Consider the following 25,739-nt stretch of genomic DNA (forward strand, 5'->3'; position numbering starts at 1 on the left):
CACACCGGTCCGGGCCACGTCGTCGACGGCGACAGCCGCTCAGCTCACCTTGTCCTGCACCTCCCGCGGCTGATGGTCGTCCATCGCCAGCAGCCAGCTCGGCAGGTCGGTGCGCTGACGTACGTTCAGCTTCCGGTAGGTCCGCGTCAGATGCTGTTCCACCGTGCTCACGGTGATGAAGAGCGCGTCGGAGATCTGCCGGTTGGTCTGCCCCCGCGCGGCCAGCACCGCCACCCGGAGTTCGGCCTCGCTCAGTACGTCGTCCCGGTCACCGTCTTCCGCGGCACGCGGATTGCCCTGCTGCTCCGGCGCCTGGCGCACCCAGGGCACGGCGTCCGGACCCTTTGCCGCGTCGTCGGCACGGAACACGAAATGCCGGGTGCGCTCCCCTCCCCCGGACTGTCGCAGCGCCTGGTTGGTGTCGGCCAGTGCGCGGGCGAGGCCTCGCCGGTCACCGCAGGACTGGAACAGCTCCACCGCTTTGGAGAGCAGCTTGCGACGGTGGTCGGGCGCGGCGGTGGAGGCGAGCAGGTGCAGCGCCCTGCCCCGGGTCCGCTCGTCGAGGCCGTGCGGAACGTGCAGCTGCTCCCGAAGGAGCTGCGCGGCGTGGGTACGGTTGCCGAGCGCGATCTGTACGCGCGCCAGCTCCAGTCGCCAGGGCACCAGCCCCGTGGCCTCCAGGTTCCAGCCGCGCATCATGGCACCGCAGCGCTGGAAGTCCGAGGAGGCGGCCTGGTGCCGACCCGTGCTGAGGTGGTGGGAGCCCCGGGCGATCAGGTAGTGCGCGCCCACCGGGGTGCGGAACATCCCCGTCTGTACGGGCTCGGCGAGCCAGCGTTCGGCCTCGGCATGCCTACCGGCCTCCGTCGCACAGGAGATCAGTGTGCCCAACGGCCCGCCGACGGCCACTCCCCACGCGGGGGCGGGCAGGTCCTCCAGCGCGGCACGGGCATCCTGTTCCGCCTCGGGCAGATCGCCCAGGCGCAGCGCCGCCTCCGCGCGGATCGACCGCACGACGCCCCGCCACGCAGGGGTGTGGCGGGTCTCGGGCCGACCGAGCAGGATGCCGCACCACGCCACGACCCGGTCGGCACGCCCCGCGTACAGCAGTGCCAGCAGGGGAGCGACGAGCATGCCGCGGTCGCCCCGGTCGAGGTGGTGCCGCTGCAGGAACTGCTCGGCGGCGGCCGTACTGTCCACCTCGTCCGTCGGGAGCAGGGCGCTGCCCAGCACCGAGACGGCCTGCAGAAGCGGACTGACCGAGTGGGCTGCGGTGGCCGCTTTGCTCCACAGCCCCTGCGACTTCCGCGCCGACACCAGGAAGTCCGGGTGGGAGAGGGAGACCAGGAGCCGCATCGCCTGCAGCCGTCCGTCCTTGGGGCCCGCCGTCTCGCCGGCTTTCGCCTCCGGACCTGCGGCGACCGCTTCGGCGGCCTCCTCCGCCCGCCCCTGCCACAGCAGGTACGGAACCGCGGCGACGGCCGCCGAGACGGGGTACCCGTCGGTCTTCGCCGACCGCACCAGCCTGTCGAGGTCACCGTTGGCCGCCAGCGGATTGACCTGCCAACGTGCGCTGACCAGCATGCTCGTGAGGGCCTTGCGCCGCTCCTCGTCCGTGCCGGCCTCGCAGCCCAGCCGCAGATAGGCCACCGTCAGGTCGGGCCGGCCCGCGGACAGGGCGTGCTCGGCGGCGTCCTGCAGCACGGGCGCCACCCACTCCTCCCCGGTCAACCCGGAGGCGACCAGGTGCCCGGCGACCACGCTCGACTCGGCGCCGTACTCGTGCAGCGTCTTCGCGGCCCGCTCGTGCAGCCACTGCCGTATCTCGGTCGGCGTGTCGGACAGCACGGCGTGCAGAATGCGCGGGTGCCGCAGCCGGTCGGTGTCGACGAGCCCCGAGCTGTGCAGGACCCGCAGCGCCGACGTGACGGAAGCGGGCAGCAGGCCGAGGAGCTGGCCGAGCAGCTCCTGCGACACCGGCCGGTCGAGCACCGCCAGCGCCCGCGCGACCTTCCTGGCCTCCGGTTCGTGGCGGTAGAGACTGTGGAGCACGGCCCGGCCGAACGCGTCCCCGACGCGCGGCAGCGGGGCGGGCCCGCCCTCCTCCTCGCGCCGGTGGGGCTCGCCCACAAGCGCCTGGACGAGCAGCGGATTGCCACCGGTCATGTGCCGCAGGCGCTGAGCCTCCTGCACCACCTCGCTGCTCCCCGCACCCCCGGGCTCTCCGTCGCGCTCCTGCAGCAGCTGCGTGACCGAGTCCACGGTCAGCGGGGGCAGCGTGAGATGGGACAGCCTCGGCCGGCTTCCCAGCTCCGCATGGAACAGGGAGTTCGCCGGGCGCAACGTCGACGTCTCGGACAGCAACACCATGATCGGGGCGTGGTGCAGCCGCCGGGTCACGTACAACAGGCAGTGCAGGGACGTCGCGTCGGCGTGCTGGAGGTCGTCGACCACGAGCACCAGCGGACCCCGGTCGACCAGTTCGAGAAGCGTCGCGAAGACATCGCGCAACAGCGGTGGCCACATGGGTCCTTCGGCCGGCAGTTCGTCCGCTGCCGCCCACCTGGCCTCGGCCGTGGGAATGGCGTCGGCGGCCTCGGCCATCAGCTTCTCCACCCGCGTGGTGTCGCACCCCGCCAACCGGGCGCCGTGCAGGAGCTGCCCGAGTACCCCGAAGGGCAGGCCCTGTTCCGCACGGGACCCGGCGGCCGTCAGCACCCGCGCGCCGGTGGAGTCCGCCCATTTGCCGAACGTCTCCAGCAGCTGTGTCTTGCCCATGCCCACCGGGCCCGTCACCAGGGCCACGTGTCCTATCCTGTGTTTCTCACAGGACTGCAGATTCCGGCGGAGTTGGGCGAGTTGTTCGCCTCGTTCGATCAGCACGACTGGTCCTGCCTCCCCGTCTGCGGTGCCGGACCAGCAGATGTAGTGCTGGTCCGGCACCGCTCCCCGTACCGCGCCGCTGGGTGCCCGCTTGTATCCGTGGGTGTCCCTAGCGGGGGTGAATCCATGCCGCTGATGCGGATCCCCGGAACTGACAAAAGTTCTCAAAATCAAAGCAATGCCGAGGCCAAACCTTCGTCAGAGTTGCATGTGCGTCTTAGGAGACGCAACAGAAGCAATCGAAACCAACCGGTGAAGAGGCCCCCACCGTGTGGGGGTCCCGTGAATGGAATCCGTGGCCGTGAAGCGTCCAAGAATGGGCGCTTTTCCCTGGCCGAAGCGGGTAGGGAACTTTTTGAGCCGGGACGCGTCGTGCCGACCGTCCCCCTCCGGAGAGACCGAGTTGTGGCGCGAGTTCACGCACGCGTCCACGGCAATCGTTGAGACGGTCTGGAGTGTTTCTCTAGCGGCCGAAGGATTAGCCTCGATGTTTCATGACGGTCCGCCGACGGAGTCGGCGGACCGTTTCGCGTGCTGGGCTGAGGGTGGGCAGGGCGGTAGCCCGAGTGTGGGTCTGTCGAACGAGTGGTGTGACTGGGGGTGGTTGGGGTTACTGGCGGGCTGCTGAGAGGCGGCCGTCGAAGGTGATGTCGAAGGCGTTCAGTGCGGTCTTCCAGCGCATGGTCCAGCGGGCCTGGTCCTTGCCGGTGGGGTCGAGGGACATGATTGCCATGTAGACGCATTTCAGGGCGGCCTGCTCGTGGGGGAAGTGTCCGCGGGCCTTGACCGCCCGGCGGATACGGGTGTTCACCGACTCGATCGCGTTCGTCGTGCAGACGATGCGGCGGATCTCGGTGTCGAACTGCAGGAACGGGGTGTACTCCTCCCAGGCGTTCTCCCACAGTTTCACGATCGCCGGATACTTCCTGCCCCAGGTGTCGGCGAACTCGGCGAACCGGTCCCGGGGGGCTTCTTCGGTGGGAGCTGTGTAGACGGGCTTGAGGAGACGCGCGATCTTGTCCCAGTCCTGGCGGGCGGCATAGCGGAAGGAGTTCCGCAGCAGTTAGGAGCCGTAAAGAATCAACCTGTCGGCGTGTTGCTGTCGATGGATGCCAGCAGTTCGGCGCCGGTGGCGAAGCGGGTCGGGGCGGGAGGCAGGGTGATTCCGGCTTCGCGGAGGACGGGTTGGGCGTCTTTGAGCGCGTTGTTGAGGGTGCCGAGGCTGACGCCGAAGGTGTCTGCCAGGACTTGTCGGGTGCCGAGCTTGCGCTCGTAGAGGACTGCGGCCAGGAGGCGTTCGGCATCGGTGATCTTCTGCCGGAAGACGCCGCCGCGGGTGCCGGGCTGGCGTGGTCCGCCCCGATGCTGGTGGTGGCGCCGCTCGATCAAGGCGGCTTGCTGAAGCGACAACTGGTCGATGAGCGAGGCCAGTTCGATGCGGTCCATGCCGGTCAGGGCAGGGTCGGCCAGGTGGTGGGTGCGCTGGAGGCGGGCGGTGACCGGGGTCCCGGAGCGTACGAAATCCTCGAGCTCCTGGCTGCTTGAAAAGCACAGCGTGGTGGGCGTGATGGAGATGCTGTGTTCCTGGAGGAGGCGTCGGATCTCCTTGATGGACGGGCCGAGGGTGCGCCGGCACAGACCCAGCATCTCGGCGAGGAGGTTCTGCGAGGACACGTGGCGGAGGTAGATCACGCTCAGCAGGATGCGGTCCGCGGGGGCGAGGACCGGGCGCTTGTTGTCTCCGGCGCCGTGGCGGCGCGGGCCGCCGCGCTTGCGGTGCAGTCGTTCCTCGCGAAGCGGGCCCAGCTCGGGCGTGAGTTTGCCGGCCAGGGCGGTCAGGTCCTCGCGGCTCATCCCGGTCAGGGCCGGCTCGGCCAGCAGGTCGAGGACCCGTCGGCGGGCAGCGTCACGGTCTGTGAGGGGTATGGGCTCGCCGTCGCAGGGGCCGTCGGGGCGGACGGTGTAGTTCCAGGTGCCGTGCGTGTCGTGGTACTCGATCGGCAGGCTCTTCAGCTGGGCCTTGCTGACCGCGATGCCCAGGTTCATCGTGATGTGGGAGAAGAGTCGGTGCTCGATCTTGTTCCACTTCGAGGTGCCGGGAGGGAAGTGACAGACAGTGACTGCCAGCCCGGTCTCGGCGGCGAATTTGGCTAGCTCCGCCTTCCAGAGGCGGTAGCGGTAGCCGTTGGAGCCACCCGCGTCCGCGGTGATCAACAGCTGGCTGGCCCGCGGATAGTCATGGCGGCCCCGGGCCTGCCACCAGCGGCGGATCGAGGCGACCGCGAAGACCGAGGTGTCGTGATCCACGCCAACGTTGACCCAGCCGGTGTCCGCCGAAAGATCGTAGATTCCATAAGGGATGGCGGCTTCGCCCGTCGGCCCGGAGAAGAAGCTGTGGTCATCGACCCGGACCGGGTCACCCTTCGGGCGCCACTGCCGACCGGGGTTCGGCAGCTGGCCGAGCATCTCCTTCTTCTTCGTGTCCACGCTGATGACGGGCTCGTCGTCGGCCTGGTGTCGTTTGACCTGCTCGTTGATGTAGCGGAACTGGGCGTCCCGGTTCGGGTGTTGCTCGCCCTCCAAGGTCTTGGCCTGGGCCTGGAGGCTGAATCCGTTGTCCTTCAGCAGCCTGCCCACCGTCATCGCCGAGACGGGATGGCCCTGGCCCGTCAGCTCGTCCGCGAGGATCCGTAGCGACTTCGTCGTCCACCGCAGCGGCGACATCGGATCGCCCCGCTCATCCGGCTCGACCAGCGCCAACAGCGCGGGAAGCAGAGCCGGATCGACCTGCTCCGCACGCTTGCGGCCCCCGCCTGGCCTCCGGGTCCGCCCCGCGGACGCCGTGGTCTCGCCCGCCTCCAGCTCGAAGACTCCCCTGCGGACCGTGGTCTCGCTCACCCCCGCGGCCCGTGCGACCGCCCGGACACCGCCGTGCCCCAGCAGTCTCGCCTCGGTGGCCAGCAGCAGCCTCCGCAGCCGCTCGTCCAGATGTGGCGACAACACCTCGAACCGCACGGCGAGTCGACCGTGCTTCCCCTCCGACAACGCCATACCAGGTCAACGAGGCACACCACAGAAGGCGACACCTCGTTTCCGTACGGCTCCACCTATTGAGGAACAGCTTTCGTTACGCGGCCCGGCAGGACTGGGAGAAGATCGCGAAGGCGCTCAGGCCCGTCTGCACCGCGCCGACCGAGGACGCCGCACTGGAGCGGTTCGTGGAGTTCACTGACACCTGGGGCGGGAAGTATCCGGCGATCGTCCGGCTCTGGGAGGCGGCCTGGGCGGAGTTCGTGCCTTTCCTCCGGTTCGACGTGGAGATCCGCAAGATCGTCTGCACCACGAACGCGATCGAGAGCATCAACGCGCGGATCCGCAAGGCCGTCCGGGCCCGAGGGCACTTCCCCACCGACCAGGCCGCCCTCAAGTGCGTCTACCTGGCCGTCATGAGCCTGGACCCGACCGGCACCGGACGCAAACGCTGGACCATGCGCTGGAAGGCCGCACTCCAGACCTTCGACATGGGAGGCAAACAGGCGGAGGCAGTACGGCACCGCATCAGGCACAGAACCAGCCCCTACTACCGGGGCCTTGCCGAACTCATCAACCAGGTTGCCGCGGCCGAACATCGGTCCTGAAGTGTCCCGTCTCGCTGGAGCTGAGGCACGGTGGCCGTCTGACCTGCTGCGTCTCAGGCTGAGTGAGACGCCGAGTGTCCGTCTGTCTCGCCCAACTGACTTCTGACTGGCGCCTCGTCGAGCACCTGCGTCCAGACCCAGGCTTGCTGGAAGGACTGAGCCGCACGGCCATCGATACCTGGAAAATCCTTCGTCCGTGCCGCCGTCCGGATGATGAGGTGGCACGGTGATGAACCACGATGAGGCCGCGACTGTCCGACCGTTGACGCTGGCTTGGGTGGGTCGGCACCTGGAGGCCGGCGAACGGATCGTCAAAGCCGAGGTGCTGCACGGCGGCATCACCGCCGAAATGCGGAGGCTGATCATTGGCACACGGGACGGAGGCACCCGGGACCTGGTACTGCGGAGCTACGTCGACCCGTTCTATATGGAGCACGCCGAGGACGGGCTGATTGGGGAGGCCGACGCTCTGACCTTGCTCGCGGGGACCGGCGTGCCGGCTCCTTCACTGGTCGCGGTTGATACGACTGCCGCGCAGTGCGAGTATCCGTCGCTCCTGATGACCCATCTGGCGGGCCGAACGGTCCTCGACGATGAAGGAATGGAGGCGCGCGTTCGCCTGCTGGCCCGTCAACTTGTGGCGATCCACGCGGTGAGCCCTGCTGAGCGGCCCCGGGAATATGCGACGCTGACGACCGCCGACACCGTCGTGGTCCCCAAGGGCGCCGACGCGGCCGTATGGGCCGCAGCGATCGAAGTGATCCGCAGGCCCGCGCCACCCTATGAAGGGCGCTTCCTGCACCGGGACTTCCAGCCCGGCAACGTGCTGTTCGACGTGTCACCTTCGAACCCGGAAGGCGCCCGGATCACGGGCGTCATCGACTGGGCAGCAGCCTCCTGGGGCCCGGCCGATCTCGATGTGGCGCACTGCTCCGTCAATCTCGCGCTGCTGCACGGCCCGGCTTGGGGTCGGCGGTTCGCCGAGGCGTACGAGGAGGCTGGCGGTGTGCTGGCTGCGAGCGTGAGCGAGCGGCTGTACTGGCGGGTGCGGGACGCGCTGGCCGCCTCGGAAGAAGTGCAGTCGGTGTCGCAGCCGTGGCGGGAGGCCGGGAGGACAGAGCTGACGACGCGAGCTGTGGAGGAGCGGCTGGATGCCTATGTCACCGCCCTGATGGACGCGCCGGGCTGACACGCGAGAAACAACGGCAGTTGCCCGGGATTGAGCGAGACGTACGCCGATGCCTCACATCGACCGAGACTGCCTCCGCTTCAGCGAGACAGGACATGAACGTCCCGCACCAGTAGATGCGGGACTAGCTGGGGCCAGCTATCGATCCTCGCGGGGCCAACTACAGATCCTCACAGCCCGCCGACCTCGTCGACGGCCGAGGACGCGGGGCCACCTATCGATCGAAGTCACAGCGACCCGCTCGGGCCACGGGAGGCCAGAGCCTCACGACCGCCGTACCGCCACAGCTGGTGCCACTGGTAGGCAGATTTCAGGCTCACCCGCAGGCGAGCAATGCTCATGACCTGTGGATCGGTGTCGGCGAGGCAACGTGGAGGGCGTACCTTCCCGAATGATCCTGTGATGGTCATCGAGTAGGCCGACGTTGGCGCGTCGGTCGGGAAGGCACGCCCGTGCTCACGGTAGTCAATGCTGACGGTTCCACGCCAAACGGCTCCTTGATCGACGAGATCGTCCGTGAGGGGGCCCGGCGGATGCTGGCCGCAGCCCTGGAAGTGGAAGTCAACAGCTACATAGCCGAGTTGGCCGGTGAACGGGACGGCGACGGTCGCCGCCTGGTCGTGCGCAACGGCTACCACCAGCCCAGGAAGGTCACCACGGCAGCCGGGACGGTCGAGGTGCGGGCCCCACGCGTGAACGACAAGCGCGTCGATGAGACCACGGGCGAGCGCAAGCGGTTCTCCTCGGCGATCCTGCCGCCCTGGTGCCGCAAGTCCCCGAAGGTCAGCGAGGTGCTGCCCCTGCTCTACCTGCACGGCCTGTCCTCGGGTGACTTCGTGCCCGCGCTGGAGCAGTTCCTCGGCTCCTCGGCCGGCCTGTCACCCGCCACCGTGACACGGCTGACCGCACAGTGGCAGGCCGACCACACCGCGTTCATGGACCGGGACCTGTCCGCCAGCGACTACGTGTACGTCTGGGCAGACGGCGTCCACCTGCGCATCCGCCTGGAGGAGGCGAGGGCCGCCGTCCTGGTGCTCATGGGGGTGCGCACGGACGGCACGAAGGAACTGATCGCGATGACCGACGGATACCGCGAGTCGTCCGAGGCATGGGCAGGACTGCTGCGGGACTGCGCCCGCCGGGGCATGCGGGCCCCAGTCCTGGCCGTCGGCGACGGCGCGCTCGGCTTCTGGAACGCGCTGAACGAGGTCTTCCCTGACACCCGCCATCAGCGGTGCTGGGTTCATAAAACCGCCAATGTCCTGGACGCGCTGCCCAAGTCGGCCCAGCCCGCGGCAAAACGCGCGATCCAGGAGATCTACAACGCCGAGGACAAGGACCACGCGGCCAGGGCCGTCCGCGACTTCGAACGGGCCTACCAGGCGAAATACCCCAAGGTCGTCAAGCGGATCACGGACGACGAGGACGAGCTGCTGGCGTTCTTCGACTTCCCCGCCGAGCACTGGATCCACCTGCGGACCACGAATCCGATCGAGTCGACCTTCGCCACCGTGCGGCTTCGAACCAAGGTCACCAAGGGTGCCGGCTCCCGCGCGGCGGGACTGGCCATGGTCTTCAAGCTCATCGAGTCGGCCCAGGCCCGCTGGCGGGCGGTGAACGCGCCCCACCTCGTCGCACTTGTCCGCGCCGGCGCCCACTTCGAACGCGGTCAGCTGGTTGAGCGTGAGGAGCAGGCAGCCTGATGGACACGCCCAATCCGCTGACCGACGAGGAACTCTCCGAGATCGAGGATCTTGCCGGTGCCGCCACCCCAGGGCCCTGGCACGTGCGCCAACTCGACGACGACTTCGCCATGAGCCTCGTCGCGATCAGCACGGTCCCCGACACCGGGACCGGCGAACGCTGGCCAGACTTCGACCACCGGCAGATCGTGGCCGCCACCCTGGTCCAGCAGCCACGTTATGTCGACGTCGCGGACGAACGCTGGGACGAGAACGCCCACTTCATCGCCAACGCCCGCCAGGACATTCCCCGCCTGATCGCCGAGATCCGACGTCTCCGCCGCATCCTCGACGCCAAAGATCAGGAGCCTGAAGAAAACTGAAGAGCACCACCGATCCACAGGAATTGACAATTACTCCCCGCAGGCGCCTTGCGACCTCCGGCGGCTTGATCTTCTGCTCGAACAGCTCGGCTCCCTGCATCCGTACCGTTTCGCGGCGCTGCCGCCCCGCAGCGGTCAGCCCGCCCCCATCCGCATACCTCACACAGCACGGAATACAGCCACCCCTCGAGGCCCTTCAGAGACTTCGCAAAGATTCACCCTGACGAGCCGAAGTCAGTACCGTCTCGTTGACCGACTCGATGACCTGCCGCAACGGCTTGAACAGAGATCCGCCGGGCGCGGGTCGGACGCAGGAACTGGAGGCCCGGCTGCGCAAGTTCGTGTTCGAAGTCGCGGCCGAAGTGGTTCTTGTCGCCGATCAGTGTCTGGCCGGGCCGGGCGGCGACGAGGTGCGGCTCGGTCGCGAGCAGGTCCAGCAGGGTTTCGCGTTCGTCGGCCTTGGCGCTGGTCAGAGCGAAGGCGACGGGCAGGCCCTGGAGGGTGCACACCAGGTGCAGAAGCAGGCCCCAGAAAAAGCGGCTGTGACTGGCGCAGTAGCCGTACTCGGCCCATCCGGCCAAGTCGGAGCGCTTCACGGTCTCCCGTGAGCGGCCGCATTCCACGGGCGTGGAGTCCGCGCACGTCGTCGGCCCATGCCGAGGTGCTGGTGGCCGGAATCCGGGTGACCCGGCGGAGCAACTCGGTAGCCATGCGCAGCCGCTTGTTGTAGCCGGGTTGCTGCGGCAGGTAGGGGAAGAGGTGCCGCAGGTGGGTTCGGGCGTGCCGGAGCCATCTGGTCTCGGAAGTGAAGCCGAGCCTGGCCTGCATCATCGCGAGAGTGATCAGCTCGGCGTCCGTGAGCTGCGGTGCAATCCCCACAGCCGGCCGCCACGGAGCCAAGTCCGGCCGCTCCTTAAACAGGTCGTCGGTCGTCGCATAGAGTGCTGTCGCGAGGGTGTCCAGGTTGTTCGTCACACAATGATCATGGGTGCACTCGCGTCTGCCGCAGACCAACCGTGGGTTCGCTGGCGTGGAGTGCACCGGCGACAGACTCGCCCGATCTCATAGGCGATCTTGAAAGGTGGGTGGCAGCGTGATGGAGATCCGCACGTTCACCGAGGCGGATCGGTCGGACCTCCGGTACCTGTTCGGCCGTGCCGGGGCAGGATCTCCCAGCGAATCGCTGTGGGGCCATGACGAGTCCGAGGCTGCCGTCTACCTTGAGCCATACATGGACCTGGCGCCCGCCTCGCTCTTCCTCGCCGTCGATGGCAGCCGTTTGGTCGGCTACCTGGCCGGCTGTACGAACAGTGCGGCGTTTCCCAGCGAGAGCGAGCGCATGGAGGAGGCCATCAAGCAGTACAGGCTGTTCATCAGGTTACGACCGGCGGCGTTCTTCGCTCGGGCTCTCGCCGATCTGGCATGGGCTGCGGTCCGACGGAGGCCGACCGCCAGCGACTTCGACGATGCGCGTTGGCCAGCACACCTGCATATCAACGTGGCCCCGGAGGCGCGCGGCTCCGGGACAGCCGATGGTCTGATGGACCGCTGGTTGGAGCAGGTGGCGGAGCAGACGGGCAAGGGCTGCCATCTGCAGACATTGTTGGAGAACACCCGGGCTGTCCGCTTCTTTGAGCGGAAGGGCTTCACCAAGCACGGTCCGGCAGCCCAAATCCCCGGGCTGCGTCACAACGGCCGACGTGTGCACCAGCAGACCATGGTGTGGAACCCCTGAACGCGCAAACGTCTGCCCCGTAAAGGCCCCTCACCGACTGCTGGACGGCGAAGTCCTGACTCCGGGCCTGGCCAGACCCCCACTCCTCAACGGGCACGAAGCAGGAAGCAGCCGTAGCGCTACTTCCCACGAGACGCCTGCCCCACCTCAAGCCACTTGTGTGATGCGGACCAGCTCCAGCCGTATCAATCGGGCTTGATAGACAGGCGTCCCCATACCTTCACGGCCTAACCCTTGGAATTGACCATCTAGGTGGTCGCCGCACAGCCATGCCGACCAGACGCGGTCCGGGGGTACGTGGCGGCCGGCCTGGAGTTCGTAGAACTCCGCGTCGATGGAGGACTTCGGCAGTTTGTCTGCGGCGGCCAGGTCGTCGTCGGTGGCGTCGTTGACGTACAGCTCGGCAGCCGTCGCCGGGAGCTTCTCCGCGAACGCGGCGGCCTCTTCCACCTTCTGGTGGAACGTCATGACGGTCTTGAGGTTCCACTTCGCCGCGTGCTCAAGGAGCGCGGTCTGCAGGAGCGCCAGACGCCGGCCGCGCCGGGCTTCCTCGGACTCCCCGACGACGGGGGAGGGGTCGCGGATCTCCAGGACGTCGATCTCGAACCCGGCGAGGATCTCGCGCTCGATCGCCTCCGACAGCCCGAGCTCGGCGAGCCGCGTGCCGTACGTGTTCGTCATGGTCGGGGTGCCGTCATAGGACGGGCTCTGGGGATACGAACTCCCGGCTAGCGTCGGCACGTGGCGGGTCTGTCGCCGACGGGCTGAACGGGGTGCAACGGGAGGCGGGGCGGGGGCTAGCGCCGGCGGCGTTACGACCACAAGCAGCAAAAGACGCCATGCTGTCAGGGCGCGCGCAGCAGGACACCGCCCGGGCCCAGCCGCCCGGGCCCCGGCTGCTGGCTCCGCTTCCCTTCGATGCTGAGGCCGTCTTTCCGGAGCTGATCGGTAGGGCGCGCGAGGTCACCCTCCTCTACCCCCGGGCCGGGCAGCCGGGCCCGGGGGACAGTTCCATCGGCGGGCCCGTTGCTGTGGCCGGCCGACGAGCCCTGGCCGGTGTGCGTCGAACCGCACCACTACAAGCCGCTCGACGCGCCCGTAGGGCCGGAGCCGGTCGCGATGGTCCCGGTAGTCCAGCTGTATGCACGGGATGTGCCCGGACTTGTCTTCCCCGCCAATGCTGCCTGGTTTGGAGCGCGGGGGTCATCGTTGCCAAAAGCCAGTTGAGATGGTGCCTTTGATGGGGAAGGGTCTGTGGTCATGGAGTTCTTCTGCTACCACCGTGACCGGCCCGGCTCCCTCGCGTTACGCGAGGAGTTGGTGGAGGAGCACTGGTCCTACATGGACCGGTACGCGAAGGAGCTGATCGCTCGCGGCCCGACCTTCGCCGATGATGGTGAGACACCCACTGGCAGCGTGCACATCGTCGACCTGCCCGATCCCGCCGCCGCCCGCGCGTTCGCCTTCGACGAGCCCAACTACCAGGCCGGCGCGTACCGGGATGTGCTGCTGCGCCGGTGGCGCAACGTGCTGGGGCGCACCATGTGGGATTTCCCCGGTGGCCGGACCGGTGGCAACCGGTACCTGGTGCTCGGCCTCGGCGTGGTCCCGGCCGCCGATCTTGCCCTGCCGCTCGAGGGGGACGAGCTGGTCGCGTACGGGCCGCTGCTGTCCGACGACGGCGACACCTGGCTGGGTACGGCGGTGCTGCTCAGGGCACCGGATCCGCAGACGGCACGAGCCGTCCTGACCGCGGACCTGTACGCGGACATCGAGGTCCACGACTGGGAGTTCGGCGGGCGTCGATGAGCCGCGACAGCACCAGGTCGATGTCATCTCCGGACCACATCGACCTGGGACAGGAGCGGTGACGGTGGCGACGCTGCGGGAGGTTCCGCTGGTGGGCGGGCCGGTGGAGTTACGGGGTGCGCTGGACCTGGAGACCACACAGGCAGGGGTGATGCCGCGCCGGTTGCCCGCCTGGACCAAGGCGCAGTATCAGGACCCGTCGGTCTACGGGGTGACCGTGATGCCTTCGGGGTGCGGCTGGTGTTCCGCACCGATGCACACACATTGGAGTTCGAGGTACTCACCTCCACCGGCCAGCTCGACTCCGATCCCCACCCTCGCCCGACCGGGATGCTGGAGTTGGTGGTCGACGGCGCCTTGGCCGGGCGTCAGCAGGCGCCGGTGGGCAACGTGCTGCGGATGGCGGGCCCCGGGGCCGTACAGCGACTCATCCCGGGCGAACCAGGGACCGTACGGTTCGCCGGGCTTCCGGCCGGCATGAAGGACGTCGAGTTGTGGCTGCCACAGCAGACCCCGACGGAACTGGTGGCACTGCGCGCTGACGGCGACGTACTGGCACCGCTGCCGGACGGGCGGCGCCGCTGGGTGCATCACGGCAGTTCCATCAGCCACTGCATCCAGGCCGACGGCCCGACCGGGACCTGGCCGGTGGTGGCAGCTTCGCTCGGAGGGGTGGAGGTGATCAACCTCAGCCAGGCGGGCAACGCGCTGCTGGATCCCTATGTCGCCCGGACGATCCGCGATACGCCCGCCGACCTGATCAGTCTCAAGGTAGGCATCAACATCGTGAGCCTGTCCGCCTTCCGGCTGCGGACGTTCGGCCCGGCGGTCCACGGGTTCCTCGACACGATCCGGGACGGGCACCCGGACACCCCGCTGCTGTTGATTTCTCCGGTGAGCTGTCCGGCCCTGGAGGAAGCCCCCGGCCCGACCGCGACCGGCCCGGACGGGAGGCTCGCTGCCCTGGGCGACCCGGCCGATGTGGCTGGCGGGGCATTGTCGCTGGCGGTGGTCCGTGCCGAGCTGGCCCGGATCGCTGCGACACGACAGGCGTCCGATCCCCACCTGCATTATCTCGACGGACGCGAACTGCTCGGCCCGAACGAGGCAGATGACCTGGCCGACGGCCTTCACCCCACCGCCTCCGCATACCGCCGAATGGGCAAGCGCTTTGCAGCCCACGCCTTCGCGACCGACGGTCCCTTCCGCTGAGTGAGCTGGGCTCCACACCCTGCACCCCAGGTGTGGAGCTTCCGCGCTCCGGGCAGGGCAGGTTCCCCGCCCGGCTGAGGTAACCCCGAGAGCCATGAGCCAGTAGGCGGGCGGGAGAGGGAAACCAAGCGCCCGCCGCCCCCAACGCCATCCGTACGTACTTGGCACGCACAATGAACGCTCCACGATACGGTCGGCACACACACTGCAGCAGGTCCGAGCTAGCGGCGGGGGCGGCCGGTCCTGCTCACGGTCATGTCCAGCGCATGCCGATGGCAGAGAGCTGTTCTGTCCGGGAGCGGTGTTTCTGATCAGGAGCTGGTGGTCTTAGAAGCCGTATTCCTATCGATCATGGGGGCGGTTCTGATCGAACGGGATCCCTGGCCGGGTGATCTTGGCCGGGTGGGGGCATGAAAGCAGGACCTCCGGTGCAGCACGAGGGTTGCGAAGCCAACTCGAGTGCAGGGAGGCCCTGTTGTTCCAGTCTTGCGTGATGTACCCGGTCGCGTCCAACTCCCGCGTGTCGTCGTGTGATTGTCTCGCGCACAGGTTCGGGAACGCGGCCGACCGGCCGGAGCGGGTGCGGCGGTATCCGTCGGACATGACGGACGTGCAGTGGGCCGTGGTGCGCGAGGCGATGCCGGTTCCGGCCTGGCTGGAGGGCCGGGGCGGTCAGCCGGAGGGCTATTGCCACCGCGTGATGCTGGATGCTGTCTTCTACGTCACCGACAACGGGATCAAGTGGCGCTCCATGCCGGTGGATTTTCCCGCCTGGGACCGCGTGTACGCGTTCTTCCGCAGATGGTGCGCGAACGGCCTGGTCAAGGAGCTGCACGACCGGCTGCGTGGCAAGGTCCGCGTCGCCGAGGGCCGCAAGGTGGAGCCGACCGCGGCCATCATCGACTCGCAGTCCGTCAAGGGCGCCGCCTCGGTGCCCGCCGTCTCACGCGGTTACGACGGCGGGAAGAAGATCAACGGGAGGCGCCGGCACGTCATCACGGACAGTCTCGGCCTGCTGCTGATGGTGCTGGTGACAGCCGGGAACATCACCGACCGGCAGGCCGCCCGCGGCATGCTGCCCTTGCTGCGGACCCGGTTCCCGAAGGTCGGCCTGGTGTGGGCCGACGGCGGCTACGCGGGCCGCGTGGTCACCTGGACGAAGGAGAAACTGCAGCTCACCGTGCAGATCGTCAAACGCAGCGACGACATGACCGGGTTCGTGGTACTTCCGAGACGGTGGGTAGTAGAGCGCACGCTGGGGTGGCTGATGCATTCGCGTCGTCTGGTGCGGGACTTCGAGACGCTGCCCGCGTCCAGCGAGGCGTTCATCTACTTCTCGCAGGTCATGCTCCTCAGCCGCCGCCTCGCCCGCCCGGCTCGTCACCCGGACCGGGAACGGCCAGGGTGGGCTGCCGCGGCGTGAACCGTCCCGAGGGCAACACGGTCAGCCAGCCCCGCCCGGCCAGACGCCTCGCCCGAGAGCGCACTCCCTCGATCTTCGCCGGCACCAGCGGCAGTTCCAGCCTGCCCGCGAGTTCCTTCGCCGAGATCCCTTCACCGTCGCCCGGCATGGATTCCACCAGCTCCACGATCCGCCGGTAGTCCGCAGAGAGCGCCTCCACCGTCACTCCCCGGTGCCACCGCGGCACGATCGAACCCGCGACCGGAACCTTGTCCTTCGCCACCGCCTCCTCGCGCGGGCCGGGAACGGGCACCTCGGCTGGTCCGTCCGGAGCGGCCAGGGCCTCGGCCAGCTCCGCCAGCGCAATCACCCGGCGTTCCAACACCACCTGCGCATCGCCGAGTTCGGCAAGAACCCGCTCCGCCTCCGCCTGAAGCCCCTCCACCCGCACCCGGGCAGCCGCCTCCCGCTCCTCCAAAAGCCCCATCACCGACGTCACCGGTCACCTCCGCATCGCCGAGCACGAACTGAACGCCCGAACTCTCCCGCAACGACATCGAAACCATGCCTGAACAGCGGAAACTCAACGATCACACCCGGAAAGACAACGGCTTCTTACCTGGGCTTATCGGTTTGGTGTGCTGGTCTGGTCAGGCGGTGCGGGTACTTCGGCAGGGGCCCGGGTGTGGGTGGCGGTCTTGATGTGTGCGGTCTGATCTGCGGGTTTGTCAGATAGCGGACTGGGCGATCAGCTTGTGTCTCTTATGGTGACCGGAGATCAGGTTCAGTGATCGCTGGTATGGGGCGGCCTCTTCTACGGGTGGTGGGGGCGATGTTGCAAGTGGGCAGGCCATTGGGCTGCGGGGGCCGTAGTGGTGGAGGGGTGCGGCGCACGGGTCCGATCTCCCAGAGTGGGTACCTCGACTGTGCGGCGATGGTGAGGCGTTCGCTTGGGGGCAGGCGCAGTTGGATGGGTCGGCTGGGCTGGCGCAGGTGTTCTTCGTCGACTCTGGTGACGATGAGTTCGTCCAGCGGCACTGCCCAGGTTATTGCTCGCTTGGGCGGAGGCGCTCACTGTCGAGGACCCGCAGTTCGATGCTGGCGGTCTCGCACAACGCACGGGCAAAGTCCTGAGTGGCTTGGGGAACGGTGTCGACTGCGGCCAGAAGGTGAACGTCTGCGCCGAGGCGTGCACTGAGCCGGACGTTAGAAGTACCTGTGGCGGGCCGTCGACCAGGACGGCAACGTCCTGGACATCCTCGTGCAGAACCGGCGGGACAAGGCCGCGGCCAGGCGCTTCTTCCGCAGGCTGATGAAGAAGACCGGTGCGATGCCGCGGGTGATCGTCACCGACAAGCTCCGCTCCTACGGCGCCGCCCACCGCGAGGTCATGCCCTCCGTCGAGCACCGGCAGTCGAAGTACTTCAACAACCGAGCCGAGAACAGCCACCAGCCAACGAGGCAACGCGAACGAGCGATGGAGGGCTTCCGCTCCGTGGGCGGGGCCCAGCGGTTCCTGTCCGCGTTCAGCGGTATCTCGCCCCCCTTCCGGCCCCGGCGACACCTGATGACCGCTGCCGCCCACCGAGCCGAGATGAGCATCCGCTTCGCAATCTGGGAGCAGATCACCGGCGTCGCCGGCCTCGCCAACGCTGCCTGAGCACAGCCCGGAACCGAGCTGCACCACGCCGCGACGCCATCAGACACCTACCCACCCAACAACGTGACAGCGCCGTCCCAGCACGTTCCCGTCCTGGTCGACGGCCCGCCACAGGTAGCGGCTCTGCCCGTTGATCTTGAGGAAGACTTCGTCCAGGTGCCACTTGTCACCGGGCCGGGGCTGTCGGCGGCGCAGCGCGCCTGCGTAGGCCTGGTCGAACTTCACACACCAGCGGCGGACCGTCTCATAGGAGACGACGATCCCGCGCTCGAGCATCAGCTCCTCGACCTCGCGGAAGCTGAGGGGGAAGCGGTGGTACAGCCACACGCAGTGGGAGATGACCTCGACCGGGTAAAGGTGCCCCTTGTACGACGGCGACACGGCCTCTACGAACAGCCCCCTCCAACACGATCAACCAGAAGATCATCCCATCCAGCCAAGCAACGTGACAGCGCCCTGCTTCGGCTTTCACAGTTCGAACCCAGGGCGACATCCGCCCTGGAAGCGGGATGCCAGCGCTCACAGCAGCCCTGGCATCCCGCTTCTGTTCATCGCAGGAGTGCGGCCCAGCCCACCCAGCTCACCAGTGTGAGAAGGCCGGCTATGACATCCCCGTACCAGAACGCCAGGCCACGGAGGAGGCCCCTGCTCGCTGTTCCGTTGCGCAGAACGCGACGCACGAGGGCGTGGCAGATCTGCCGGGATACGAACAGCGCGCTGGGCACGGCCGGCAGCAGGGCTGCCGATACCCGGATCCATGGTGGCGAGGTGACCGGTATGAGCAGCACGAGCGCGACTCCGAATACGGCGGTCAGCAGAAACCAGCCGAACGAGAGCATCCCCATCAAGTACAGAGCAGGGGACCAGTTCTCGTTCTCCTGTTTCCTGCGGACGCTCCCAGGACGGTCGGTCAGTACGGCGTCGATGGAACGAACACCCGTAGCCGTCTCGGCCTCGGCCTCACTCCGGTCGCCACGAGCCACGGCGAGGGATATGAGGAACAGCAGCCACCGGTCCAGAGATCCTGCGAAACCTCGTCGCCCGCTCGTCACCACAGCCACCTCCTCCAGCCACTCTGCCGATAGGTGCGATATTCACCGCAGGCACCGTAAGCAAGGGAGCCACCCTCGTACCACCTGTCGACGCGGTCGGCTCGCCGGGTGTACGGCGCCCTCGACGCCCAGCACGTCTTCGAGGACCTCGACAGGCGCCGGCCCGCCTTCCTGGCCGTCCACGACACCGTCGACGACGGCACCGCCTACCGGGCGGAGTTGTCGGCCCTCGTCGACCAGCCGGCCCTGTCCGACGACCCGGTCCTCCAGCTGCCGGACTCCTGGTGGGAGGACCTCGCCGGGACTCTGGAGAAGGTGGCGGCCGCCGACACCGACCGCGTCGCCGTACGACAGCAGTACATGGACCGGGCGATCCCCGAATTCGTGGGCATCCCGGCCCCGGCCGTGATCCGCTGGACCGCCGCCCACTCCGACCTGCACTGGGCCAACGTCACCGCGCCGCTGAGGATTCTCGACTGGGAGGGCTGGGGGCGAGCTCCGGAAGGGTTCGACGCCGCCACGCTCTACGCCTACACGCTGCTCCAGGAGAACGTCGCCGCCCGCGTCCGCGCCGCCTTCCCCGTCCTGGGCAGCCCGGCCTGCCTCGCCGCCGAAGCGACCGTGTGCGCCCAACTGCTACAGACCGTGAGCCGCGGCGACACCTCACCCTCGTTGAGCAGGGTGGGCCCGACTCTGCCGTCGGGCCCACCTTCGACTACGTCCACTCCACGCCCAGTTTCCGCAGCGCGTCGAGCTGATCGGCCGTGAGTTTGTCGCGCCGGGTCTTGGTGTTGGAGACCCATACGCCCAGCTTGATGACTACAGGCTCCGGCTCGCCGTCGACTGCGATCTCTTCAGCGTGGCCTCGCGTGCGATCTCTCGGGTTGGTGTCGGTGTTGGTGAGAGTCGGTCGCGCTGGTCCAGGGGTGGGTGTTACGGGGCTGGTCAGCGGCTGTTTACGGGTGGGCAGGCCGCTGTCATGAGGTGAGAGATTAATGGGTGGGATCGCTGTCATGGGGCTTTATCGCATGGCAGCTGATGTTGTCTCAGGTTCGATAGTTCTTATGTGCTGAGGTTGGCCCGGTCGGTGTGATCGTGGGGTGGACCAAGAGGTAGGGGCCGGTCGTGGGCCCGTGCTGCCCAGGGGGTTGGTGGTGCGTCGTCTGCTGGAGCGGCAGCAGGCGGGGGAACTGGCCACGCGGCATGTGCGTGCGGTCGCGGAGACGGTGGGTGTCTCGGAGCGTACGGTGTGGCGCTGGCTGGAGCAGGCCAAGACGACCGGGCAGGTGGAGGCGCCGGTCCGGCAGGGGTATGCGGTGTCGGACGAGGTGTGGACGCTGCTGGGCGAGGTGGCAGGGAATGTCGCTGAGCTGAGACGCCGGCTGGCCGCGGCTGGCGGGGCGTCGGTTCCGTCGGCGTCGACACTGCACCGGGTAATCCGCAGGGACCGCCGGGCGGGCCGGGCGTTGATGGTCGAGCGGGAGCACGTGGTGGCCGGGCCACGCAGGCCCGATCCGCTCAGCGAGCTCGGCCTGAACGTCGTGGCCGGCCAAGGCACAGGCGGGCAGGTGATCCTGCGGGAGCAGAAGCATCTGGCGCAGGTTCCGGTCCTGGTGCCGGGCGCGCAGGTGGTGCACACGTCCGCTGTGCGGTCGGTGCTGCGGACGGTCGCGCACGCGGCCGCGGTGGGGGCGGTGGTGTGTCTGTACGGCGACGCCGGCCAGGGCAAGACCGTCGCGCTGCAGTACGCCCTGTCCCAGCTGCCGCACCCGGCCCGGGTCCGCCGGGTCCATGTCGGTGTGCATCCGACGGTGCCGGAACTGCGCCGGGTGCTCGCGGACGCCCTCGAGCTGGGCAGGCGGCTGCCGCGCGGGGCGGTGGAGGCCGACCTGACGCTGGTGAACGCGCTACGGCAGCCCCGCGTGCTGGTGCTGGACGAGGCACAGCGTCTTCCGGGGCCGGCGCTGGAGTTTCTGCGCGGTCTGTGGGACCACCCGGACACGGACACGGCACTCGTGCTGGCGGGCGCGGGCAGCGAACGGGCGCTGCGCCGGGTGCCCGCGCTGGCCTCTCGGGTGCTGACCTGGGAGTTGGTGCCTCGTCTTCGCCCGGGCGAGGTGGCCGCAGTGATGGCGGCCTTCCACCCGCTGTGGGAGGACGTGAGCGAGGACGATGTCGCGTGGGTGGACGAGCATGTGGGCCACGGCAATTTCCGGACCTGGGCGAAGCTCACCTCGCACCTGACCGCCGAGATCTACGGCAAGAGCCGTGCGGTAGTGGACCGCCGGATGCTGGAGCGGGCCTGCGCACGGCTCATGGGGCCGCTGTGACCGGCGCCTCCGGGATGGGAGAGGCTGGCAGCCACGAGGACGGGCACGCGCGGGGAGGTCTGCCTTCTTCCTCCCTGTCGGCGCTGCGCGGCCCTGCCGTGCGCCGGCTGCTCGCCCTGCGGCAGGACCAGAAACTGACGTCCCGCCATGTACGGCTGATGGCGGAGTCGTTGGAGGTGACCGAGCGCACGGTGTGGCGGTGGCTTGCCGCTGCCGAGCGTGACGAGTCCGCGGCTGCGGAGCCCGGGGCGCGGGCCCAGAGCAAGGGCGCTTCTCCGTCACTCCGGAGGTGCGCCGCCTGCTGGCCTTGTGGAAGGGCAACGTCGCGGCGGTCCATCGTGAGCTGACCGCTCGCGCGGCCAAGGGCGAGGGGGAGCCTCCTCCGTCGATCCCGACGCTGCACCGGGCGATCCAGCGGGATCTGACGCCGGGGGAGCGGGCGGGGCTTGCGGGAGGGGAACGTGCGGCACGCAAGCACGATGTGTTCCTGGCCCGGGCGCGCGGCTGGCGCAACCAGGTGTGGGAGACCGACCACGTCCAAGCGGCGGTGCTGGTCGACGTCGAGGGCAAGGCCCGCAGGCCGTGGATCACCTGGTTCACCGACTGCGCGACGAACGCGATCACCGGTGTCGCGGTCACGCCGGGGGATCCGTCGCGGGAGTCGGTACTGGCCGCGCTGCGCTCCGCGGTCCTGCGCGAGGACCCCTACGGCCCGATCGGCGGCCTGCCCGAGAAGGTACGGGTGGACCGCGGTAAGGACTTCCTGTCCCGGACGGTGACCGCCGCGTTCGATCTCCTCGACGTGACGGTGGAGGACCTGCCCGCCTACACCCCCCACCTCAAGGGCACCGTGGAGGGCCTGAACCGGGCGGTGGAGAGTATGTTCCTGGCCGCGCTGCCCGGCTATGCCCGCCAGCCGCGCCCCGGCAAACGGGCTTCCCGCCCGAAGGACGAAGTGCTGCTCGGCTTCGAGGACTTCACCGCCCGGCTGCTGGCCTGGACGCTCTGGTGGAACACCGAGCACCGCCCGGCGCCGTTGCGGGGAAAGACTCCGCTTGAGGCGTGGCAGGGGGATCCCACTCCGCTGCGGGACGTGCCCGCGACGGATCTGTGGACGTTCACCCTGGAGGACGCCGGCACCCGCACGCTGACCACCCGCGGCATCCGCTTCAGGAAACGCGACTACGTGGGGCCGTGGATGACCGGCCAGACCGGGATCCAGGTCCGCATCCGCTTCATGCCCCACCACGACCACCGCATCGAGGTGTACCACGCGGCCACTGGCCGCTATCTGGGTCCCGCGGACCTGGCCGACCAGGCCACCGAGGAACAGGTCAGCGCCGTACGGCGAGCACGGGCCGCCCGTGCGCGCCGTCTGAAGAAGGACCTGGAGGCTTCCCAGCGCGAGCGCTACGCCGCCGCCATCCAGCCCGAGGCACCTCAGCGGCTCGGCGCGCTGACCACCGCGCAGGCCGAGGCCGAACTCGCCCAGACTGCCGGGACCGACCTCGCGCAGCTCGCAATGCCGGACCTCATCCCGCCCGCCGCGCCCCCGGCCGACTGGCGTACCCCGCCTTCCCTCGCCACCCGGACCACGCCCTGCCTGCCTGCTCCCGTCCCGTCCGAACCTGCCTCCGACGGCCCACTCGAACCCAATGCACAGACTGCTGAAGACGGAGACGCCTCGTGACCGCGGCCACCTACCAGTACGTCGACCTGCCCGATGCGTCCGTGGTCACCACCCGTGCCCTGCTCACCGCCCGGGAGAACATCTCCGACACCGTCGCCGCCCGCGCCATGATGTGCATCCACGGCGGCGCCGGCTTCGGCAAGACCCTCGCCGTCAACATCTGCCTGCGGGGACTCGAGCCTCACGAGGACGTCCGCAAGATCACTTTCCGGGCCCGTCCCACCGCCCGTGCGGTGCGCTACGAGCTGTTCACCGCGCTCGACCTGGCCGGTGAACCGCCGCGTCATCCCAGTGAGTTCGACCGCCTGCTGAAGACGGCCCTGGCTGAACGTCCCCGCACCTTCCTCGTGGACGAGGCCCAGTGGCTCAACGGGGAGGCATTCGAGTACTTCCGCTATCTGTGGGACGAACCCTCAACCCAGCTCGCGATCATCTTCGTCGGCGGGGAGGGCTGCCACACCGTGCTGCGCCGTGAACCGATGCTGTCCTCCCGCATCTTCATCTGGCAGCACTTCACCCGCCTCACCCCCAGCGAGGTCCTGGAGGCCATCCCGCTGTTTCATCCGGTCTGGGTCGACGCCGACCCCGATGACATCACGTTCGCCGACCAGCACGCCGCGCACGGCAATTTCCGCGCCTGGGCCCAGTTGACTGCCCACACCCGCACTGCCCTGGCCCGCACCGGCCGCCCCGGGTGGATCAGGAGCTGCTGCGCTGGGCCTTCAGCCGCCTCGCCTGACCACCACGTCACCATGCCGCCAGCCGTGCCACCGTCCGTCGCCGTGGTCCTCGACCCGGGCGACGACGCGATCCACACGCACACCGCCCTGGCCGCCCACCATCCGCCGTCCGGCCGGATCACCCTGCACCCCGGCCCGGGCACCACCAGCGAAACCGGCCTCGCCCACGACCTTCTGGCCGCTCTGGGCAAACCGCCCCTGCTCCCGGGCCGTTTCCCCGCCGGCCGTCAGCCCGCCTGGGAAGCCGCCACCGCCTGGATCAACGCCCTGCCCGTGAACCGGCTGACCGTCCTGCGCGCCCACCGCCTCACCGCCCGCCGCACGATGCGCCTCCTGGAGCTGCGCGCCCTGACCGGCATTCACCTGACCCTGGTCTGCCACCGCCCTCACCTGCCCGCCGCCCTGCACCAGGCCCTGCAGACGGCCGACTTCGCCATCACCGCCGACTTCCAGGCCGCCCGCCGCCACTACTACGGCACAACCGCTCCCGTACCCCGGCCTGCGGAGGAGCCCGCCCGGCCGGCCAACCGGTGGCTCACCCTGCCCGCACTGGACCGCCTGGTCTCCTACGACAGCCCTGCCCCCTGTACCGCCCCGTGCGTACCGCCGCCGATCACCTTCCGGCACCGCCCGCCACCGACACCCCTCACCGAGCAGGCAGTACAGGAAGTCGCCCGACGCCTCTCCACCGTGACCGCCCACCCCCGCCTGGCCGCCGCCCTCGCCGCCGCCCTCTTTACCGGCGCATCCATCCAGCAGCTCGCCACCGCCCGCCCCGGCGACTACGACGCCGCCGCGGCCACCCTGGCCCTGCACGACCGGACCCGCTACACCGACGGCTGCGCCTCGCACCGGGTGCCGCCGTGGGCACGCGTCTCCCTGAAGGCCGCCGTGTCCTTCGCTCAGCTCGCGCCCGGCCAGGACCAGCATCTGCTGGCCGGCCCCCACGACCGCGTCCACCTGCTGCGCATGGCGGAGGCGGCCAGGCTCCGCCCGCCGCAGCCGCCTGTCGGTCAGCGCACCGGCCCTGTCGGCCGCATCCAGTGGGACTGGCGCGAACGAAAGGAAGCACAGTGCTACGACACGATGCTGACACGGCACCAGATGCCGCCCTCGCTCTGAGCTCGAACCCGCGTGCACGTCAGTCGATGGAGAAAACGGCGAACTCCACGTCGGTGAAGGCGATTCCGAGCCCATGGGCACGCAGGCCTCCGTCCCGGAAGTAGGCATGCCCCAAAGCACGGGCGAGGATCACCATCTGCTGCTGCTCACCCCCGCCGGCGTCCCGGGCGGCGAACAGCTCGCGGGCCACTTCTCCCGACAGGTACTGGGTGATCAGCCGTACCCGCGGATCGTCCGACGAGCCTGCCGGAGCGGCGAAACCGAACCGCGCCCTGGTGTGGAAGACAAACCCGTCGGCCTCGGCCCGGGCCCGTCGGCGGGCGCGCACCAGGGGCTGCCACCGTGCCCTGACGGCCTCATCGATCAACCCCGCATGCACAGCACTTGGACGGCGACGCATTCCCGGCCGGGTCGTGACCCACCTTTGTACCGTGCGCTGGGAGATCCCCAGGAGGACAGCCATGTTCTTCGTGGAGCCCTTCTGCGCCCTGAGCAGGAAACGCACAGCGGCGTCACCAGTAGGCACCGGACGGCTCAGCAGCGCTCGCTCAAGCCCTTTGACGATCTCTCCCATGTCCTCCCCCCGAGCCGTTCTGCCGCCGCACAGCGGCCGTCTGCTCCCTCAGGTCTTTCACACTGGCCCGTTGCCTTTGGCCAGTTCCGGCGTACGCGAGACATCCCTGCGGGTCCTCGGCTACTGACTCTGCTGTCCTATCTCGAGCCTGAGCTCGTCTCACTGAACCTGATCGCCGCTCCGTAGGGTTCGCGCGGCACCCAGCTGGTCGAGCAGCGTCCGTCTTTAAGAAAAGCTAGCTAACTTCTACTAGGTTTCTATAGTCTTCTCCTCGTGAACTCCTACAGCGAGGACCTCGCCAGCGTCGAGCGTGAACTCCGTGAAGCCGAACTCGAGCGTGACCGACTCGGAGCTCATATCGAGGGGCTCAAGGCCAAGCGGGACGCCTTCAAGAAGCTGAGTGCAGCGGTGTCCGAGCCGGGGTCGGCGGTCCAAGACCTCACCAAGGCGGATGCCATCGTCAAGATCCTCAGGGCGTCGCCTCAGCCCATGTCTCTCGGTGATATTGCGGATGCTTTGACCGCCGGGGGCAAGCAAGCCAACCGCAACGGCGTCTCCGTCTACATAGACGGTCTGCTTAAGGCCGGCCGCGTCGTCCGTGTTGCCCGGAACCAGTACCGCGACGCCTGACAACTTCA

Annotated in this window: 14 protein-coding genes and 11 pseudogenes; 14 read left to right on the forward strand and 11 right to left on the reverse strand. The window is 68.7% G+C overall.

Going from position 1 to position 25,739, the window contains the following annotated elements:
- Positions 1-39: 39 nt before the first annotated feature.
- The 3 genes and pseudogenes from K1J60_RS45285 to K1J60_RS45295 form a co-directional block, all read right to left on the reverse strand.
- Positions 40-2,943 carry a helix-turn-helix transcriptional regulator gene (locus K1J60_RS45285; protein WP_317619764.1) on the reverse strand — a complete coding sequence of 968 codons (2,904 nt, stop codon included), beginning with the start codon at positions 2,941-2,943 and terminating at the stop codon, positions 40-42.
- Between the two features lie 550 nt (positions 2,944-3,493).
- Positions 3,494-3,946: pseudogene (locus K1J60_RS45290) on the reverse strand (transposase); the annotation flags it as partial.
- A gap of 17 nt (positions 3,947-3,963) precedes the next feature.
- Positions 3,964-5,934 (reverse strand): ISAzo13 family transposase, encoded by a 1,971-nt coding sequence (locus K1J60_RS45295; RefSeq protein ID WP_220652077.1) that lies wholly within the window; start codon positions 5,932-5,934, stop codon positions 3,964-3,966.
- 50 nt (positions 5,935-5,984) lie between these two features.
- Here K1J60_RS45295 and K1J60_RS45300 point away from each other — a divergent pair.
- Positions 5,985-6,407 (forward strand): annotated as a pseudogene (locus K1J60_RS45300) (transposase); the annotation flags it as partial.
- Between the two features lie 343 nt (positions 6,408-6,750).
- Positions 6,751-7,710, forward strand: a complete 960-nt coding sequence (locus K1J60_RS45305) for a phosphotransferase family protein (protein ID WP_220652078.1) — start codon at positions 6,751-6,753, stop codon at positions 7,708-7,710.
- A 233-nt stretch (positions 7,711-7,943) separates the two neighbouring features.
- Here K1J60_RS45305 and K1J60_RS47485 read toward each other — a convergent pair.
- Positions 7,944-8,039 (reverse strand): annotated as a pseudogene (locus K1J60_RS47485) (helix-turn-helix domain-containing protein); the annotation flags it as partial.
- 123 nt (positions 8,040-8,162) lie between these two features.
- Here K1J60_RS47485 and K1J60_RS45310 point away from each other — a divergent pair.
- Both K1J60_RS45310 and K1J60_RS45315 read left to right on the forward strand, forming a co-directional pair.
- Positions 8,163-9,395, forward strand: a pseudogene (locus K1J60_RS45310) (IS256 family transposase); the annotation flags it as partial.
- A gap of 17 nt (positions 9,396-9,412) precedes the next feature.
- Positions 9,413-9,775, forward strand: a complete 363-nt coding sequence (locus K1J60_RS45315; protein WP_220649903.1) for a hypothetical protein — start codon at positions 9,413-9,415, stop codon at positions 9,773-9,775.
- Between the two features lie 37 nt (positions 9,776-9,812).
- On the opposite strand, the pseudogene K1J60_RS47490 reads toward K1J60_RS45315, so the two are convergent.
- Together K1J60_RS47490 and K1J60_RS45320 are read right to left on the reverse strand one after the other, a co-directional pair.
- A pseudogene (locus tag K1J60_RS47490) lies at positions 9,813-9,938 on the reverse strand (IS630 family transposase); the annotation flags it as partial.
- Between the two features lie 78 nt (positions 9,939-10,016).
- Positions 10,017-10,750, reverse strand: a pseudogene (locus tag K1J60_RS45320) (transposase); the annotation flags it as partial.
- Positions 10,751-10,871: 121 nt separating this feature from the next.
- Here K1J60_RS45320 and K1J60_RS45325 point away from each other — a divergent pair.
- Complete coding sequence (locus K1J60_RS45325; RefSeq protein ID WP_220652094.1) at positions 10,872-11,510, forward strand: GNAT family N-acetyltransferase; 639 nt, start codon at positions 10,872-10,874, stop codon at positions 11,508-11,510.
- 249 nt (positions 11,511-11,759) lie between these two features.
- Here K1J60_RS45325 and K1J60_RS45330 read toward each other — a convergent pair.
- Positions 11,760-12,182, reverse strand: a pseudogene (locus tag K1J60_RS45330) (DEAD/DEAH box helicase); the annotation flags it as partial.
- A gap of 588 nt (positions 12,183-12,770) precedes the next feature.
- Here K1J60_RS45330 and K1J60_RS45335 point away from each other — a divergent pair.
- The 3 genes and pseudogenes from K1J60_RS45335 (at position 12,771) to K1J60_RS45345 (ending at position 15,954) form a co-directional block, all read left to right on the forward strand.
- Entirely contained in the window at positions 12,771-13,319 is a 549-nt protein-coding gene (locus K1J60_RS45335; protein ID WP_220652079.1) for a YciI family protein, read from the forward strand.
- Positions 13,320-13,344: 25 nt separating this feature from the next.
- Positions 13,345-14,531 (forward strand): annotated as a pseudogene (locus K1J60_RS45340) (GDSL-type esterase/lipase family protein).
- A 601-nt stretch (positions 14,532-15,132) separates the two neighbouring features.
- Positions 15,133-15,954, forward strand: a complete 822-nt coding sequence (locus tag K1J60_RS45345; protein ID WP_220652013.1) for an IS5 family transposase — start codon at positions 15,133-15,135, stop codon at positions 15,952-15,954.
- Here K1J60_RS45345 and K1J60_RS45350 read toward each other — a convergent pair.
- Entirely contained in the window at positions 15,884-16,432 is a 549-nt protein-coding gene (locus K1J60_RS45350; protein ID WP_220649035.1) for a hypothetical protein, read from the reverse strand. The two genes, K1J60_RS45345 and K1J60_RS45350, sit on opposite strands and share 71 nt — an antisense overlap.
- Positions 16,433-17,146: 714 nt before the next feature.
- Between K1J60_RS45350 and K1J60_RS45355 the strand changes: the two are divergent.
- Positions 17,147-17,593 (forward strand): annotated as a pseudogene (locus K1J60_RS45355) (IS6 family transposase); the annotation flags it as partial.
- Positions 17,594-17,671: 78 nt separating this feature from the next.
- Here the strand turns inward: K1J60_RS45355 and K1J60_RS45360 are convergent.
- Together K1J60_RS45360 and K1J60_RS45365 are read right to left on the reverse strand one after the other, a co-directional pair.
- Positions 17,672-17,989: pseudogene (locus K1J60_RS45360) on the reverse strand (IS6 family transposase); the annotation flags it as partial.
- A gap of 152 nt (positions 17,990-18,141) precedes the next feature.
- On the reverse strand, positions 18,142-18,645 hold the full coding sequence (locus K1J60_RS45365) for a hypothetical protein (RefSeq protein ID WP_220652012.1): 504 nt from the start codon (positions 18,643-18,645) through the stop codon (positions 18,142-18,144).
- Between the two features lie 108 nt (positions 18,646-18,753).
- On the opposite strand from K1J60_RS45365, the gene K1J60_RS46745 reads away from it, so the two are divergent.
- From K1J60_RS46745 to K1J60_RS46750, 4 genes and pseudogenes are all read left to right on the forward strand, one after another.
- The gene (locus tag K1J60_RS46745) at positions 18,754-19,413 is read left to right on the forward strand and encodes a hypothetical protein (RefSeq protein ID WP_259408410.1); all 660 of its coding nucleotides are present in this window, start codon (positions 18,754-18,756) and stop codon (positions 19,411-19,413) included.
- Between the two features lie 386 nt (positions 19,414-19,799).
- Positions 19,800-20,975, forward strand: coding sequence for an ATP-binding protein (locus K1J60_RS45375; RefSeq protein WP_220644298.1), 1,176 nt, complete (start codon positions 19,800-19,802; stop codon positions 20,973-20,975).
- A gap of 98 nt (positions 20,976-21,073) precedes the next feature.
- A pseudogene (locus K1J60_RS45380) lies at positions 21,074-22,665 on the forward strand (transposase).
- Entirely contained in the window at positions 22,662-24,527 is a 1,866-nt protein-coding gene (locus K1J60_RS46750; RefSeq protein ID WP_259408412.1) for an ATP-binding protein, read from the forward strand. Before K1J60_RS45380 ends, K1J60_RS46750 begins: the two are co-directional and overlap by 4 nt.
- Positions 24,528-24,546: 19 nt before the next feature.
- Here K1J60_RS46750 and tpg read toward each other — a convergent pair whose 3' ends face one another.
- Positions 24,547-25,101: a telomere-protecting terminal protein Tpg gene (tpg, locus tag K1J60_RS47380; RefSeq protein ID WP_220644296.1), complete on the reverse strand. Its 555-nt coding sequence runs from the start codon at positions 25,099-25,101 to the stop codon at positions 24,547-24,549.
- 273 nt (positions 25,102-25,374) lie between these two features.
- On the opposite strand from tpg, the gene K1J60_RS45400 reads away from it, so the two are divergent.
- Entirely contained in the window at positions 25,375-25,731 is a 357-nt protein-coding gene (locus K1J60_RS45400; RefSeq protein WP_220644295.1) for a hypothetical protein, read from the forward strand.
- The last annotated feature ends 8 nt before the right edge of the window (positions 25,732-25,739 follow it).

The organism is Streptomyces akebiae (assembly GCF_019599145.1).
GTDB classification, from domain to species: domain Bacteria; phylum Actinomycetota; class Actinomycetes; order Streptomycetales; family Streptomycetaceae; genus Streptomyces; species Streptomyces akebiae.

What these genes read in the sequence shown, in the direction of transcription:
- K1J60_RS45345 (WP_220652013.1), top strand. Translation starts at nt 15,133, where the DNA reads ATGACGGACGTGCAGTGGGCCGTGGTGCGCGAGGCGATGCCGGTTCCG.
- K1J60_RS45325 (WP_220652094.1), top strand. Translation starts at nt 10,872, where the DNA reads ATGGAGATCCGCACGTTCACCGAGGCGGATCGGTCGGACCTCCGGTAC.
- tpg (WP_220644296.1), bottom strand. Translation starts at nt 25,101, where the DNA reads ATGGGAGAGATCGTCAAAGGGCTTGAGCGAGCGCTGCTGAGCCGTCCG.
- K1J60_RS45295 (WP_220652077.1), bottom strand. Translation starts at nt 5,934, where the DNA reads ATGGCGTTGTCGGAGGGGAAGCACGGTCGACTCGCCGTGCGGTTCGAG.
- K1J60_RS45305 (WP_220652078.1), top strand. Translation starts at nt 6,751, where the DNA reads ATGAACCACGATGAGGCCGCGACTGTCCGACCGTTGACGCTGGCTTGG.
- K1J60_RS45335 (WP_220652079.1), top strand. Translation starts at nt 12,771, where the DNA reads ATGGAGTTCTTCTGCTACCACCGTGACCGGCCCGGCTCCCTCGCGTTA.
- K1J60_RS45315 (WP_220649903.1), top strand. Translation starts at nt 9,413, where the DNA reads ATGGACACGCCCAATCCGCTGACCGACGAGGAACTCTCCGAGATCGAG.